We start from the raw sequence: 16603 nt of genomic DNA on the forward strand, positions 1-16603 counted from the left end.
CTATGAAAACAATCCTGGTAATCGAAGATAATGAAGGGGTAAGAGAAAATATTTCTGAAATTCTCGAGCTATCAAATTATTATGTAAAACAGGCTCCAAATGGAATCGAAGGGGTTAAAATAGCTAAAAACAGTAAGGTAGATTTAATTTTATGTGACATCATGATGCCAGAGCTCGATGGGTATGGCGTTCTTCACATGTTAAATAAAGACCCAAAAACTTCTGCAATTCCATTTATATTTCTTACCGCAAAAACTGAAAAAGGCGATATAAGAAAGGGTATGAATTTGGGAGCAGACGACTACCTGACAAAACCATTTGATGATACTGAATTACTTGAAGCGGTTGAAATTAGATTAAAAAAGGCGGAAGCGATAGGAAAAGTTCAGGATGGGGGGAAACCAGGAATTGAAAAGCTTCTTGAGAAAGCGGAATTAAGCGGAATGCTTAAAGACCTGAGCAGCAATTTTAAAACCAGGCATTATCGCAAAGGTGACCGGATTTTTACGGAAGGTGATCTTTTAAATTACTTGTTCCTCATTCAATCCGGAAAGGTAAAAACCACAATGATCAATGATGATGGAAAAGAATATATTGTGGATATTCACAATGAAGGTGATCTCCTCGGGATTGAAAGTATAATTGACAATATAGAAAGCAAAACTAGTGCTGAAATACTGGACGAAGCAGACATTTATCTTATCCCAAGAGCAGATTTTAATGAAATTCTTGCTTCGAATCGTGAATTAGCAAACAAATTCATCAAAGTCCTTTCACATAATATAATCGAAAAGGAAGAAAAGTTATTAAAATTAGCTTATGATACTGTTCGCAAGCGCGTTGCGGATGCTTTAATCGTTTTCAAAGAGAAAAACGAAGATGCAGAACTACTCAAAGTTTCAAGAGAAGATATCGCTAACGCAGTAGGAACGAGTACTGAATCAGTAATTAGAACATTGTCAGAATTCAAAAAAGACGGATACATAGAAATCGACAAAAAAGGAGTGATCAAGTTTTTACATCCTGAAAAAATTAAAGAAATTAGGTTTTAAATAAAAAAGCCGGCTGAACAGCCGGCTTTTGTTTTATAGAAGTTTCTTCAGTAATGAGTTTATCGATACTCTTTCATTAATCTCTCCTTGAATTTTATCAATTGGTATTCTTATTTGTTCTAAAGAATCTCTTTCTCTTATTGTCACCATATTATCTTCAAGACTCTCGTAGTCTACAGTAATACAATATGGTGTACCGATGGCATCCTGTCTTCTATATCTTTTTCCGATAGCATCTTTAACATCGACCTGAATATTATGATCCAGTTTTAGAAGGTTGGCTATTTCCATTGCCTTTTCTGGTAAGCCATCTTTATTTACTAATGGCAAAACAGCTACTTTGTATGGTGCAAGTGGAGCAGGTATTTTCATTACAGTTCTTGAACTTCCGTCTTCAAGTGTCTCTTCAGTATATGCATGGGCTAAAACACTTAATACCATTCTATCCAGTCCGATAGATGTTTCAATCACATAAGGAACATAACTTTCGTTATCTTTTGGATCGAAAAATTGCAGTTTCTTTCCGGAAAACTCTTCGTGAGCTTTAAGGTCAAAGTCTGTTCTTGAATGAATTCCTTCAAGTTCTTTAAAGCCCATTGGAAAGTCAAACTCAATATCGCTGGCAGCATTGGCATAGTGGGCAAGTTTTATATGATCATGGAAACGGTAATTTTCTTCACCCATGCCTAAAGCCAAATGCCACTTCATTCTGAATTCTTTCCACTGACCATAGTATTTCATCTCCTCACCAGGCTTGACAAAATATTGCATTTCCATTTGCTCAAATTCCCTCATTCTGAAAATAAACTGTCGGGCAATGATCTCATTTCTGAATGCTTTTCCAATCTGTGCTATTCCAAAAGGCAACTTCAGGCGACCCGTCTTTTGAACATTTAAAAAGTTTACAAATATTCCCTGAGCAGTTTCTGGCCTTAAATATATTTTATTTGCTCCTTCAGATAACGAACCAATCTCCGTATCAAACATTAGGTTGAATTGTCTTACATCAGTCCAATTTTTACTTCCTGATACAGGACAGGCAATCGCAAGATCTTCTATTAATTTCTTAAGATCTTCCAGGTCTCCTTCCAGCCCCTTTTTTAATCGGGCTTTTATAGTTTCAATCTCACCGAGATATCGCTGCACTCGCGGATTGGTTTCCATGAACATTTTACGATCAAAATCATCAAATCGCTTAGACGCTTTGGTTACTTCTTTTTCTATCTTCCCTTCAATTTTGGCAATGTGATCTTCAACCAAAACATCGGCTCTATATCTCTTTTTAGAGTCTTTATTGTCTATCAGCGGATCATTAAATGCGTCGACGTGGCCCGAAGCTTTCCAGGTTGTCGGATGCATAAAGATTGCTGAGTCTATACCAACAATATTCTCATGCAACTGAACCATTGATTTCCACCAATAACTCTTAATGTTATTTTTCAATTCTGAACCTAGCTGGCCATAATCATATACTGCACTAAGTCCATCATAAATTTCACTCGACTGAAAAATAAACCCGTATTCTTTTGCATGAGAAGCAACCTTCTTAAGGAGTTCTCCTTTTTGATTGTTTTGATTTGCCATAGTCGCAAAGATAGAAAGGCAGAGTATTTTCTACTACCTATGTGAATAAAAAGTAGTCCTTATTTAAATTTTGGTAAAAATCTTAACAGTTTTTAAATCCTTAAAGGGTAAGGCCAGCTGTTATAGACATGTTAAAACCATCTGCAGGAATAATTCCAGGACCAGGATAAGCAACAGCTCTTCTTGTGAAATAATAATTGTTTGTCAAATTATTAATTCCCAGAGTGAAATCCCATTTTTTAATATTATAAGTAGTTGTAAAGTCTAAGGTATAATATGCAGGGATTTCTCCAACTACAGCTTCAGGGGTCTGAGTTGCATTAGAAGCATCTGAGTATTGCTGCCCGACATAATTAATCTGAATTGTAGATTTGAGATTTCTAAAGGCAAGATTAAAGCCTCCTCTGAATATCATTTCAGGAACAAACTCCACTTGCTTTCCTTCATATGTTTTGTTTTCTTCGCTTTGGTATCGCGCTCTTAGTAAAGTCAGATTAGAAAATAAACTTAAGCCATCATTGATTGAAGGATCAGTTCCAAAGCTTAAAAGTTTATATTCAAAATATGATTCAACACCGACATGAATAGCGTCTGCAATATTTGTTCTTTCGCGATAAACTCTGAAGTTTTCCGTATCAACACGCTGTACAGAACCAATTTTATTGTTATAGGATAAAAAGAACGCTGTTACTTCTCCGGAAAACCGCTCGTCTACTGCGTATCTAATTCCCAGGTCAAGATTATAGCCGGTTTCATCCTGCATATTTGGATCTATGCGTACACTTGGATTGTCAATTCTTAGGTCACTAAATCTTACAGGCCGGTAATTTTGAGCATAATTGGCATATAGCTCTAAATTGTCTTTAAATTTATAACTCAATCCTAATCCGGCAAGCCACAGGCTTCGCTCGTATATTTTCTCTTCCTCCCTGATTATCGGCTCTAAAATATTGGTTGATTCATCAGTGTAAGTTCCTTCAGAAATTGTTTGAATATGTTCAAAGCGAAGACCTGGTGTTACACTAAACTTATCAGTGATGTTTAATACGTTTTCAGCAAAAAAGGAATAATTTTTTCCCGGGTGATCAAAGTCTGAACTTAGAGAATCCGGGTTAATAAAAGTGAAGTCAGGATCACTTGACTTACTTGCTTCTCCTTGTTGCTGATAAGTAGTTCCTTTATAGAAACGTCCTCCGATTAATAAAACTGATTTACTTCCAAAAGCATTATAGTGTTGCAAAACTCTTGCTTCACCACCAATATTTCTAAATTCTCCATTTATAAGACTTCGTGGTTCATCAGGATTATCAGGCCTGTCTATTCTTTGTAAATTACCCAGGGCTTTTCTGGAAGAAATCAAACCAAATGACCGAATGTTCAGTTTCGTCTGAGGCCCGATTCTCGTATCTAGTTTTACAGAAAATAAATTCCAGTTAACTTTAAACCAGTTCCGTTCACGGTTAGATTGTTTCGGGTCATTCAAAAATTGCCTGTCTGTTAATCCCCCTGGTTGTTGTGACAGGTAACTCATATTAGTGTAATCAAACTTCAGCTGGGTATCAGAAGAAAACTTATAACCTAGAGTGACATAAGTATTACTGCTTTCAAAATCAGAATTACAGCGCCAGCAGTCACCGACAGTATATCGGTTATAAACATAATAATTAAGCTTATTGTCTAGTATGGTTCCTCCTACGCTATTGAAACTATTATAATATCCTAATGTATTGTAGGTTTGCTGTGTCTTAAACTCAACTTCTTTATCTTCCGGGCCATCTTTCATTACAAAATTTACAAGCCCACCAAATTGAGGACCGTATTGTAATCCGGCTGCACCCCGAACAATTTCAATACGCTCTACACCTTGCAAAGCCGGAGAATAATAAGTTTCAGGATACCCCAGGGCATCGGCGGCTATATCATATCCATTTTGTCTTGTGTTGAAGTTTGCTGTTCTGTCAGGACTAAGACCTCTTCCACCAACACCAATCTGCAAGCCGGCGCAGTCACTCTCCCAAATATTAATTCCGGTAATACTTCTAAAAATCTGTCTTGCATTATTGGATGCCTTGTCTGCAACAACATTTTCAAGAACTATTACCTCATTCTTTTTAGCCTCATAAATCCCGAAATTATCCACGGCTTCCAAACGGGTCAACGCCTTGTCGCTATTTCTCTTTCCGGAAACGACAACCTCTTCAAGAGATTCATCAAGGTTTTTTAATTTAATCTTTAGACCTGCAAGATTTTTATCAATTAAGACTTCCGTTTTGAATGTTTTATATCCCGGTAAAAAAGCAGCCAGAGTATATTTTCCAGCAGGAATGTTAACTATTCTAAACTTACCATTGGTATCAGTACTAGTACTATATGAAGTGTTTTCCAGAAAAACCTGTACGGATATTGCTTCGCTATTCTCCTCCTCAAGTAGAACCTTTCCGGTAATTCGAAACTTTTCCTGACCATTAACAGTCAAAAAACATATAAAACAAAGGAATAAAAATAAATTAGCTTTTTTCATCAACACTGTTATTATTGTATGGCAAAATCCATTTCTTTGGTTTCCAACTATCTTCCAAATCACTTAAATCGACTGATGGGTCAATAAACAGTTTAGATCTTCGTCCATTTAATGTGACATACACATCTGCTGTAACACGGAGATCGTTTTTATTATATTTCTTCTTGTAAACCTCTTCTAAATAATCAGCATATTGTATTATAAAGTCAGGTTGAGTAGCCATCATTTTTTCCTGAAAGGGTGTAAGAAATTGACTATTATCAACTACGGTATATTTCCCTGTTTCTTTGTTATGAATATAAAAAGTAGCATAACCAGCCTTTTCCATCAACATAACTCTCCAGGAGAACCGATAACCTTGTTCAGTCCAAAAAAGCTTACCATCGTATAAGGAATATCTGAATGGAAAAACAATCTGAAATACAAAATATAATGATAAAGCGATTACAGAAAGTTTAGGTATTTTAAAATCATTAGTTTTTGAACTGATATTAGGCAAGTTGCTTCTCCAAAAAATAACCCTTTCATGATATTTTGAAGGAAAAAATATCAAGGTTAGCATGATCATTATATAGGGAAACATCCCAATTTGAAATAGTGCGGCAGTTGTAACGTGAAATACAACTACTGCAAAATAAGCGGCTACTCGAGTTCTCTTGTAGCTTAATGCAAATGGAACCAGCAAATCATAAACAGCTCCAAACCAGCTGAAAACATAAGCGACTGAAGTATATTTTAAAAAATCTCCTATAACAGGCAAATTAGATTTGGCCGGTAACCATATTTTTAAGGGCATTGCATTGACCAACCAGTCATAATTTAATTTAGCTACTCCGGCCATAAAATATACAATACCAAGTTGCATTTGTATCACTAATATTGGCCACCTGGAGATTTGCTTAGTTTTTATTTTTGGCCATATAAATGCATCAACTGAAAGATACCGATTTGCCGGAAACCAAATCATTAAAAAAGCCATTAGGCTTATAAAATAATAATGGTTTAAATAATAAGTTGCGTCTAAAAGTTCGAAATATGTAAAAAGAATAAAAAATGCTGCTGATGAAAATCGATAAAACAGCCCTAAAGTAATTCCAATGGCTGAAAGTAATAGGAGAGAATATAAACTATATAATACTAAGGCTGAGGAGGGTTCCTGTATCCAATAGAAACCAAAAAACTTAAAGTGAAAATCAGGGTCAATATAAAACTCATCAACCCAACCATTCAGATAAAACCGTATAATACTAAAAACCATTACTGCTCCAAACAAAACCCGGAAGGTAATGAGTGGAGCAATACTGGAAGGCTGTTCAAGCCAGCTCTTTATATTTTTAAACCGGTTAATCATAAAGGTTAATCGCCATCATTATCTGCATAGGATATACTAATTCCCATAACACTTGGCATATCACTTTTCATGAATATTATTTGTTTTTGAAGCAATAGGTATAATTGGTCGCAATCATCAAAATTTGTTTCAACTTTCGACTTTAGTGGATCTCCCACAATCTGGGCCTGATCGATCGCATCCTGGAAAACTGTCGACATCACCTCAGCAAGGTCATTATTATCCAATACATCTGTTGCGCCTAATTCCTTTAAGTAATTACTCAATGATAACTGACCAGCAATGCCTTCTTTATTCCTTCCTTCGAATAAATATTTATAGGCCTTAACATTTTCAGAAAGCAATTCAGTAGAATAGCCAACATAATATGCTTCTGTTCTATCCGGCAATAACGTTCCAAGACTTCTTTTACCTAAAGGAATACCTAGCTTTTTATCTCGTGTTGTGGTTTCCCAATATTTATTAATTTCGTTAATCAATATTGATAATGATGACCCGGCATCAGTTCCGGCTTTGGACTCTGACGCATATTGATCTAAATAAGTACTCCAGTTATCAATAGTCGCTTTAGCCTTTATAGAAATGAGGTCCGAAATTGCTTTTAAATATTGACCCCTGGCTTGTGAATTAATAAATGAGTTTACCACCTCTTCATCAGAAAGGTTGTTTCCATATAAAAGGTATCCCATTGCTTTGAACCCTCTGGCATTAGCCTTGGAAAGAGATTCTAATTGATAGTCCTCATTAGAAATATTTCTTTCAATATCTGCCTCAATAATTACGTATTCATTTACTACAGAAAGTAGCCCCTGATTCAATGATGGTCCAAAATTATACATTGAGCACCATTGCCAGTTCAACCGGGAATTTTTCAAGTTGGCTCTTAGAGTAGTTAATCCTTCGAGTGAAGGATTATCTGTAAAAGAACTAACCGATTGGTCAAGCAAAGAAGTAGATGTCGAAAAATCTTGAAAAGATGGGATTATGATTTGTTCGGCAGTATAAAAATTTAAACCCTGCCTGTCATATGTATCCACATTACTTTCACTATCGCTGCAGGAAAATAGTCCTGCAGCAATAATGAAGTATATAAGTATATTTACTCTTCGCAAAAAACTCATAATAGATTGTTAAATTTCGTCACTAACGATTTTTAGGTTAGGATAGCTTTCAATTAACATTGATTTTGCTGAATTAAGTCCTTCAGTAGTAACTGTCCAGAAATCTCCGTCTTGACCTAAGTGTGTATTTAAAATTTCATTTATTCCTTCAACCGTCAGATATGGCTGAGGAAGATACTTTAATGCTTCAATAAACATATATGCTTCAGAAAGGGCATGAAATTTTTCTCCTGTTGGAGCAGACTGGTTTTGTAAAACACTGTTGATGTAGTGAAGAGCAGTACCTGCAATCACTAATTCCATGTTATTTAATATAATCTCCCTTTGAGCATCCCTTGCTATATAATCTTTTGCCACGATAGCTGCTCTACCTGTCCTGAATGCTACGGAAAGAGGAGATGCTACTGGTAAATGTTCATCTACACCTTGTGTGTACTTAGCCCAAAATCTGTTATACTCAGTTGGCAGAGTACTTACCGGGTAATCAACAGGAACACCCCAATAACCAAAGGCTTCATCCCAGTAGTGTTCCATCTTTGTGTAGTTTTTACCGTCTACTAAGCTTTCATTATCTACATTAATCTTATTTCCAAGATATCCATTTTCAAGATTAAGCATTTGATAAATGAAAACAGATCCCATTAGACCTTTTTCGATAAACTGAACATGTTCCCAGCCTTTTCCATTAACGATAATCGGTTTCGTATCATCCGCATTTCTGTATAAAATTCCCGACTTCCCTTCAGAAGCCATGGTATTATTAGCTGCAACGTCAGCACTGATTGTCGCCAGCTCTTCCATGATTGCAAGCATTTCAGTGTCTTCACCTATAGCAGTTTTGTTTTTTAATTGCTTACCAGATGTATTCAGACTTTCATCCTGAAAAGGACTTTCAAGATTTGAATACATGTTTCTAAGCTTAGTGTAATCAACTGCTTCAAGGTTGTGTGCTGTCGCTGCATATGCCTTTATTTCAGAAAGCATATTTAATCTCGCTGTTTGCCCACTGTATGATACAGAAGACTGCCCGTTTCTTTCAAATGTGTAGGTTGAAGGGACCTCTAAGTTGTTAACTGGCTCAACCGGGTCTTCTGAGCATCCGAAAATCACTGCCGCGAAGGCTAGTGGTAAAAATAATTTTCTCATTAGCTATTAGTATTTTTATTTAGACTTTTTCTAAAGACAAGGCAAAACTACGCCTTGTTTAGAATTAATCCAAATAAGAACACTAATCTTTTTCGAATCTTAAACTGACTTCTTCCAGGCTATCTTTATCACCCACTAAAGTTACCAGATCTCCTTTTCTAAGACGGGTATAACCATGTGATATGATCAAATGCCCTCGTCTCTTAATTGATAAAACAATCACATCTGCCGGCAGGGAAATATCTCTTAATGCCATTCCATGAAGTTCATCACTAACCAATTCCAGTTCGATGGTGTCCTGATGCTCCTGCATACCCAAAAGCAGGCTTGTTGCCTCCGGCGAACGAACGTAGTGATCCAAAAGAGACAAAATAGCGGTCCCAGGCTCGATGATTTTTGCTCCCAACTCATGAAATTTATTGAAAAAATAGCGGTCGTTGAGTTTGACTACGATCCGGTCTATTCCAAACTTTTCATATACCTCTTCACATATTTGCAGGTTTTCTTCATCATTCCTCATCAGCACTATTGACTCTACTTTTTCCATTTCCAATGCGTCAAAATAGGTCTTGTTAAATTTTGGAATAATAACCTGGTCAAAGCCTTCTGTAATTCCATCAAGACTTTCATTTTCCAGCGTTACTATTTTAGCATTCCATTTATTCTCTTTAAGAACCTGGGATAAACTAATTGCTTGTCGATCATTGCCAAAAATCAAAACATCTCGTGATCCTTCAAATCCTTTTAGTGCACCTTTAGTATGTGCTTCTCCCGCTTTTTGGATATAATACTTATACAATGGAGGCCCGACAAACTGATTAATTACGATTAGGGCAATCATTGTTGTCGAAAATATTTGCTGCCATTCCCCAAAAACCACAAATGACTCAGTAGTCAATGATAATGCGACTCCTGCCTGTGTAATGTAAGGCATCCAGCTCCTCATTGTATTAGGCCAATTAAATCGGCTAAGGCGACCAACTGATACAGACCCGACAAAAAGTGCTATTATCCTAATAACAAAAAGGCCCAGTGCAATCGGCCAAACTTTCAACAAAACATCAACTGATACAGATGCACCAGTCAGTGTAAAAAATATTAAATATATATATGGACCCAGGTCGTGAATTATTTTTGAGAAGGCTAATCTTTGACGACTGTAATTTGTAACCTGGAAACTGGCAACTATACAGATTAATAGAGGTTCCAGGTAAACTTCTATATGAAAGAAATAATCGAAGACGTGTTTTACAAAATCAGTAAACCTGAAAATCCCGAATCCAAAGAATAAAATTAAAGCTCCACTAGCTTTAAAGTTCAGGTTAAACCTTAACACTTTGTCTATCAATGCACCTAAAAAGTATCCAATTGTTATAGTTACGATTAGGTTTGCACATAATAAAAGAACAAACCAGCCACTAAATTCCTGACCGAGTAATAAAGATTGAACGATAGAAAAGCAGACTGCAAAAACCATTATAACCAGCACATCTTTTATCACAATCACACCCATAGAGATTCTGGTCAGAGGTCCATGTGCCCTCAATTCATTAACAACTGCTATGGCTGCTTCCGGGCTCCTGGTAATAAAAATGGTTGCAGCTAAGAGGCTAACGCCAAACTTAATCTCAGAAGATACTTCAGATAATACTTCCAGGTTATTTACCAACCAGTAAATCAGTGCGAAAGAAACCAGAAAAGTCACAACCATTTGGCCTAAGGTTTGCCAAAAAATAGCCTTCCCGGAAGACCGAAGCTCTTTTATCTTTAATTCATTTCCTGCAGCAAAAGCGATAAATGCCAGGCACAGATCAAATAAATATTCGAGCCGGATAATTGAATGAGAAGGAATAAGATTAAAAATAAACGGTCCTGCAATTAAACCGGAAATCAAAAGGCCTGTAATCCGTGGAAGTCCTAATCGGCTCTGAATAAATTCAGCAATCTTCCAGGCAGCAATTGCCACAATCGCAAAACCCCCAAGTGCTACCCAAAAATTTAAATCAAACATATTGCTGGCCTAAAAATTTTTTAAAAATAAAATCCCAGTCTAATATAAAAGGGATTTGAATAAATTAAAATTGAATTAATCAGGAATATGTATTGGGACTGCAGTATCAGTTTTAATATCATCCAAAATAAACCAACTATGGACCTGGGCAATATTTTCCATTACAGCGAGCTTATTTACCACAAATTTTTGATAAGCATCCATATCATCTACACAAACCTTTAGTAAATAATCCATTACTCCAGCCATATGATAACACTCCATCACCTCTTTTAAAGGTAAAACCTCCTTCTCGAATTGCTCAATCATTGGTCTTTGATGGGAGGTTAGAGTCACTGACGCAAAAGCAAGTATTTCCTTTCCAATCTTTTTCCTGTCAACCAATGCCACATACTTCTTGATATATTTTTGCTTTTCAAGATACTTTATCCTTTCATAAACAGGAGTAATGCTTAAACCCATTGAGGCAGCAAGTTCTTTCATAGTCAGTTTACCATTTTGCTGAAGGGCGTTAAGAATCCGGAGGTCTGTTAGATCTAATTTCATAAGATGGTCATAAATATTTTTCTATAGGACAACCTAATCAGCTTTCAATAAAGAAAAATTTTCTATTAAATGTAAAAAGAAATAAACCTTTTCTAAAGGTAATGCATTTCTCCATAATTATTTTCATACTGCGATAAGAACAACCCAAATAAGACATATATGAAGCCAGAAAGCTTAATGGTGAGTTACGGTTATAAGCCGGAATTATCTGAGGGAGCACTCAAGTGTCCGATTTTTTTAACGTCAACATTTGTTTTTAAAAATGCTGAGGAAGGTAAAGCTTTTTTTGAAGTAGCCTATGGACTCAGAGAGAAAGAAGAAAATGAGGAATTGGGATTAATCTACTCTCGTTTAAATAATCCGGATTTAGAAATTTTGGAAAACCGGTTAACCCTTTGGGATAACGCTGATGATGCAGCTGTTTTTGAAAGTGGAATGTCAGCTATTAGTACTTCAATGCTGACTTTTTTAAACCCGGGAGATACTTTATTGTATTCAAATCCTCTTTACGGTGGCTCACATCACTTTATCAATCATGTATTAACCCGATTTGGTATTAATATCATTGATTTTAATGCAACCGATTCTAAAGCTGATATCCAGAAAAAACTGGAAGATAAAGGGCTTACTGATTCGGTTAAAATGATCTATGTCGAGACGCCGGGAAACCCAACCAACTCCTTGATTGACATCAATATGTGTTCTGAGCTTTCTAAGGAATTAAGCACTGAGGAATCAAAAACTTTATTTGTAGTAGACAACACCTATCTTGGACCGGTATGGCAGAACCCTTTGAACCTGGGTGCGGATCTCATTGTATATTCTGCAACAAAATATATCGGAGGTCATAGTGATGTTATCGCTGGAGCAGTCTTGGGCAGTAGCGAATTGATGGCAGAAATAAAAGGGATGAGAACATTCCTCGGAAATATGGCCGGGCCTTGGACTGGCTGGTTATTAATGAGGAGCCTTGAAACTCTGAAAATGAGAATGGAAACTCAGGCAGTAAATGCTGCAAAAGTTGCTGAATTTTTAAACTCTCATCCAAAAGTTGAAAAGGTTTATTACCTCGGAAATTTATCTGCTGAAGAGAATCCAAAAGAATTTGAGATTTATAAAAATCAATGTAAAGGACCGGGAGCAATGATCAGCTTTGATATTAGAGGTGGTGAAAAAGAGGCTTTCAAGTTTCTAAATAGCCTAAATCTAATAACACTAGCCGTATCGTTAGGAAGTACTGAAAGTTTAGCTGAACATCCGTTCAGTATGACTCATGCTGATGTTTCAACTGATATAAAAGAATCTGTATCGATTACAGAAAAGCTTGTGCGATTAAGTATCGGTGTGGAAAATCCGGAGGATATAATTTCAGACATTAAGCAAGCACTGGATAGAATTTAATACCCTTCTTCAATAAACAACAAAAGGCTGTCGAATGACAGCCTTTTTTTATGCTTAAGTAATTTATGTTAATCTACAACCTTCTTTTCTATGTAGTTAGAATTTAAAATACTGAGGGCTCCCATATATTTTAAATTGAAAGCAACCAGATCACCAACTTTCATATCCCGATCGGTTTCTCCGAGATCAATAATCAGCATATCCGAACTAGCTCCGGAAATGGAAAGGTCATCATCTTCTGGAATTAAATAATCCGGATCGATATCAAGCAACCCAATATCAATAATGGCACGGTAACTACTCTGCCCATAGTCCTCTTCGTTTATTTTAAATGTTTCACCACTTGGGTTTTCATCTAAAACACCAATTGGGACTTTAGGCTTTTCAGTTATCTCAATTATCTCAGTATATAATTTAAAAACATCGTGCTTCATTCCCTCAACCAGTTCTCCGGTAAAGAGATTATTACCAAAGTATAAAATTTCTCCTACTCTGAAGTGATTTATACCTACGGGAACCTGATGTTTAAATAAGAGAGGTACCACTACAGAAGTACCACCGGTTACCCATGGAATTTTTACATTAAACCTGGTTTCAATTAATTGCTTATAGAGGCTGAGCTGAACAAGCTTATCCGTAGATGGCATAACACCATACAGACAATTCAGGTTAGAACCAATTCCGGTAACTTTTATATTTGGCAATTTGAAAACCGATGCATAAAAATCCATGAGCTCTTCACCCATAACGCCTTCTCTGAGGTCGCCGAGCTCAATCATAATTATTACTTTGTGCTGTCTGTTTTGCTTTACCGCTTCCTCACTGAGCCACTTAATTGTTTCATATTCGGTATTAAAACTAGCATCTGCATATTTAACGATTTTGGATATGCTTCTTTTGGCCGGGGGTTTTATATAAACAGTTTCAACATCAGGATTTAAAGACTTAACCTTTTTTAGATTAGAAATCCGGCTATCACAAATCTCTGAAATACCTAGGTTAATGATCTCCTGTAAAAACTTTTCATTCCCGCATAATAATTTCGAAACAATAGCCCAATCGATACTGTTCTCCCTGAACAGATTATTAAGAAACTGATAATTATGCTGTAATTTTGATTTATTAAGTGTTAGATAAGCCATTTTATTTTATAAATCTGGGTATGTCTAGTGGTAAACGGGTGAGTAATTCGTAATTGAGCTGATCACTCAATTCTCCAAACGAGGACACAGTAACTTCAAGGTCACCCTGATCACCTATTATTACAACCTCGTCTCCTATGGAAACATCTTCAATTCCGGTTACATCGATTTGAAGGCAGTTCATATTTACAATACCAATAACCGGTAACCGTTCTCCCCTTATTAGTACACGTCCTGTGTTGCTTAAAGTTCTGCTAAAGCCATTTGCATATCCAATCGGAACAATGGCTATTTTCATATCATGTCCAGCAAGATAAGTAGTACCATAACCAATATATTCTCCGGTCTTTACTTTCTGGATACTCATAATATAGCTTTTCCAGTTGATTAATCTCCACAGTGGACTTTCCTTTATCGCTTTGTTTTTAAGATACTCAATAAGGATTTCTCTACTTGGCCAGAAACCATATTGTAAAATACCTACTCTGACCATATCAAAATGCATCGAAGGATATCGTATCATTGCTGCTGAACAACAGGTATGATACATCTCTGGTTTAACACCCGATTCCTCACAATGTTTTTTGACATTCAGAAACTTTCTGCATTGTTCTTCTATCCGCACATAGTTTCCAATGCTTTCTGCACCTGCAAAATGGGTGCAAAGTGCTTTGAATATAAGTGTATCTTTATTTTCTTCAAAGAACTCTAAAACACTATCGATATCTTCGGGATTAAAGCCGGTTCGGTTCATCCCTGTTTCCAGCTCAACATGACAAATAGCCTTTTTGTCGAGTTTTTGAGCAACTTCTTTTACTTTTTGTAACCTGACCTGCTCAAAAACAAAAAACTCTATCTCATTTTCGATCAACCATTCAAAGTCATTTTCAGTTATATCTCCCATTACCAGGAGCGTACAGTTTTCGTCTTTTATAACATCAAAAACACGTCTTGCTTCATAAGAGCTATATACAGAAAAATGATCAACTCCAGCATTGAGCGCAATTTTTATGAACTCTTCAATACCATGGCCATAGGCATTGCCTTTAACAACACTTGAAAACACAGTGTTTTTACTTATCTGGCTTTTGATAAATTCCAGATTGTGTCTGTAAGCCTCGGTACTTAGTTCAATGCAAGACGAATGATTCATTTAAGTGATTTTTTTGATCAACTAAATCCATGAACATTTCAATGGATGGACGGATAATTTCATCCGGAAAATCATAGTCTGGATTATGCAGGGCAGAAACATCTTCTCCGGCACCTATTCCAAACATTGCTCCGCTAAATTTATCCGTGAAAAGCCCGAAATCTTCTCCCCATTTAAATGGGAGATCTATTTCTTCATATTTTAACCCGCATTTATCAGCCGCATTTTTTATTGCATTGACTGCATGTTCGTCATTGACGTTTGCGAAGAATGATTCGGTCCAATCAATTTCATAATTTATTTTTCCATCACAAACTTCCCTGACTATATCCTTTACACTTTTTTTCAGACCTGCCATCCTGGCATTGAGTTTAGTACGCAAAGTATAATGCAACTCCCCATATCCAGCACTTACACCATAACTTGTATTTCCTACGTGGGCGTAAATGGGGGTCATTAATTGAAAATCATTATTACTTAAGTCAGGATTTTGCAATTCTGCGAATTGACTGATCATTTTACTGATAAAACCCATAGGGTTAATTCCGTGTTCAGGTTCAGCAGCATGAGCAGTTACTCCTTTTAATTTAATTATAATACTATCTGCAGCACAAGAAAAACTCCCTTGCTTACAAAGAATTTTACCTCTTTCTACTCCAGGAATGTTATGCAGAGAATAAACTACATCCGGATTTACCTCTTCAAACAGAGGGTCGTCGATTACTGCCCTTGCGCCATGGCCGTTTTCTTCAGCTGGTTGAAATAGTAAATGAACTTTCCCTTTTTTTATTCCGGTCTGATCTAAAAGCCTGGTAGTTCCTAATATTATAGTTGTATGACCATCATGCCCGCAAAGGTGGGCAACACCATCATTTACAGATTTATATTCCAGATCAGATTCCTCCTGAATAGGTAAGGCATCGATATCTCCACGCAACATAATTTCAGGCCCGGGCTCATCACCTTCAAAGGTGACTATTACCCCTGTTTTACCAATTGAAGAAACCTTCCCATTCTCAATCTTCTCGAGTCTTTTTAAAATCCACTTTTGAGTTTGCTTTTCATTATCTGAAAGTTCAGGATGCTTGTGTAAAGTCCTCCTGAACTTTACAAGATCGTCAATCTTTACTTTCATGCGTTTTTAAATCTCATTTCAAGATACTTATTGGTAAACCCAATCTTTTCATATAAAAATTTAGCCGGGTTATTTGGTTCCACGTGTAGAGCTATATCTCCTTTTGAAACTTCAATTGCTTTTTGCATTAATTTTTTACCAAGTCCAGCTCCTCTTTTATCACCGTGAACAGCAATGTAGACGAGGATATTTTCAGGAATATATCCACCCATTCCTGTTTCGTTCAGAACTACGGCTCCTACTATTTTATCACCATCCGCCCCAACAATTATATTTCCTCCGCGGTCGTATACATAATCTATGGCCTTGAGTATATCTGACTTATCGTCTCCGAACTCGTCAAGGTGTTCTGCTAAAAATGTAGCAATAGCATCATTAGTAAATTTGCTATCTTCACCTGTCTCACTATTAATTACTGTTAATGTTGTCTCTGACATTTT

General features: G+C 36.4%; 12 protein-coding genes and 1 pseudogene. 2 read left to right on the forward strand and 11 right to left on the reverse strand.

The genetic code is table 11. From position 1 onward, the window contains the following. Positions 1 to 2 precede the first annotated feature (2 nt). Positions 3 to 1052, forward strand: a complete 1050-nt coding sequence (locus tag DCC35_RS01995) for a response regulator (RefSeq protein WP_137089212.1) — start codon at positions 3 to 5, stop codon at positions 1050 to 1052. Positions 1053 to 1085: 33 nt separating this feature from the next. On the opposite strand, the gene DCC35_RS02000 is transcribed toward DCC35_RS01995, so the two are convergent. The 7 genes from DCC35_RS02000 to DCC35_RS02030 form a co-directional block, all read right to left on the reverse strand. After that, complete coding sequence (locus DCC35_RS02000) at positions 1086 to 2636, reverse strand: glycine--tRNA ligase (RefSeq protein WP_137089213.1); 1551 nt, start codon at positions 2634 to 2636, stop codon at positions 1086 to 1088. A gap of 100 nt (positions 2637 to 2736) precedes the next feature. Next, a complete protein-coding gene (locus tag DCC35_RS02005) occupies positions 2737 to 5157 on the reverse strand; it encodes a TonB-dependent receptor (RefSeq protein ID WP_137089214.1) in 2421 nt (806 codons plus the stop codon). Next, positions 5144 to 6508, reverse strand: coding sequence for an HTTM domain-containing protein (locus tag DCC35_RS02010; RefSeq protein WP_137089215.1), 1365 nt, complete (start codon positions 6506 to 6508; stop codon positions 5144 to 5146). Before DCC35_RS02010 ends, DCC35_RS02005 begins: the two co-directional genes overlap by 14 nt. 5 nt (positions 6509 to 6513) lie before the next feature. Then, positions 6514 to 7629 (reverse strand): imelysin family protein, encoded by a 1116-nt coding sequence (locus DCC35_RS02015; protein ID WP_137089216.1) that lies wholly within the window; start codon positions 7627 to 7629, stop codon positions 6514 to 6516. 9 nt (positions 7630 to 7638) lie between these two features. Continuing rightward, complete coding sequence (locus DCC35_RS02020) at positions 7639 to 8775, reverse strand: DUF4856 domain-containing protein (protein WP_137089217.1); 1137 nt, start codon at positions 8773 to 8775, stop codon at positions 7639 to 7641. 82 nt (positions 8776 to 8857) lie between these two features. Further along, complete coding sequence (locus DCC35_RS02025; RefSeq protein ID WP_137089218.1) at positions 8858 to 10786, reverse strand: cation:proton antiporter domain-containing protein; 1929 nt, start codon at positions 10784 to 10786, stop codon at positions 8858 to 8860. Between the two features lie 75 nt (positions 10787 to 10861). Continuing rightward, positions 10862 to 11332, reverse strand: a complete 471-nt coding sequence (locus DCC35_RS02030) for an Lrp/AsnC family transcriptional regulator (RefSeq protein ID WP_137089219.1) — start codon at positions 11330 to 11332, stop codon at positions 10862 to 10864. 156 nt (positions 11333 to 11488) lie between these two features. Here DCC35_RS02030 and DCC35_RS02035 point away from each other — a divergent pair. Continuing rightward, positions 11489 to 12733: pseudogene (locus DCC35_RS02035) on the forward strand (cystathionine gamma-synthase family protein); the annotation flags it as partial. Between the two features lie 68 nt (positions 12734 to 12801). On the opposite strand, the gene DCC35_RS02040 reads toward DCC35_RS02035, so the two are convergent. From DCC35_RS02040 to DCC35_RS02055, 4 genes are read right to left on the reverse strand one after another with little or no spacing between them, the layout of a single operon-like run. Further along, a complete protein-coding gene (locus tag DCC35_RS02040) occupies positions 12802 to 13875 on the reverse strand; it encodes an alanine racemase (protein ID WP_137089221.1) in 1074 nt (357 codons plus the stop codon). Between the two features lies 1 nt (position 13876). Continuing rightward, complete coding sequence (gene alr, locus DCC35_RS02045; RefSeq protein ID WP_137089222.1) at positions 13877 to 15028, reverse strand: alanine racemase; 1152 nt, start codon at positions 15026 to 15028, stop codon at positions 13877 to 13879. Next, positions 15006 to 16163, reverse strand: a complete 1158-nt coding sequence (locus DCC35_RS02050; RefSeq protein ID WP_137089223.1) for a M20 metallopeptidase family protein — start codon at positions 16161 to 16163, stop codon at positions 15006 to 15008. Before DCC35_RS02050 ends, alr begins: the two co-directional genes overlap by 23 nt. Next, positions 16160 to 16600 carry a GNAT family N-acetyltransferase gene (locus DCC35_RS02055; protein WP_137089224.1) on the reverse strand — a complete coding sequence of 147 codons (441 nt, stop codon included), beginning with the start codon at positions 16598 to 16600 and terminating at the stop codon, positions 16160 to 16162. Before DCC35_RS02055 ends, DCC35_RS02050 begins: the two co-directional genes overlap by 4 nt. Positions 16601 to 16603: the final 3 nt, after the last annotated feature.

Origin of the sequence: Mangrovivirga cuniculi (assembly GCF_005166025.1) — a bacterium.
Taxonomy (GTDB): Bacteria; Bacteroidota; Bacteroidia; order Cytophagales; family Cyclobacteriaceae; genus Mangrovivirga; species Mangrovivirga cuniculi.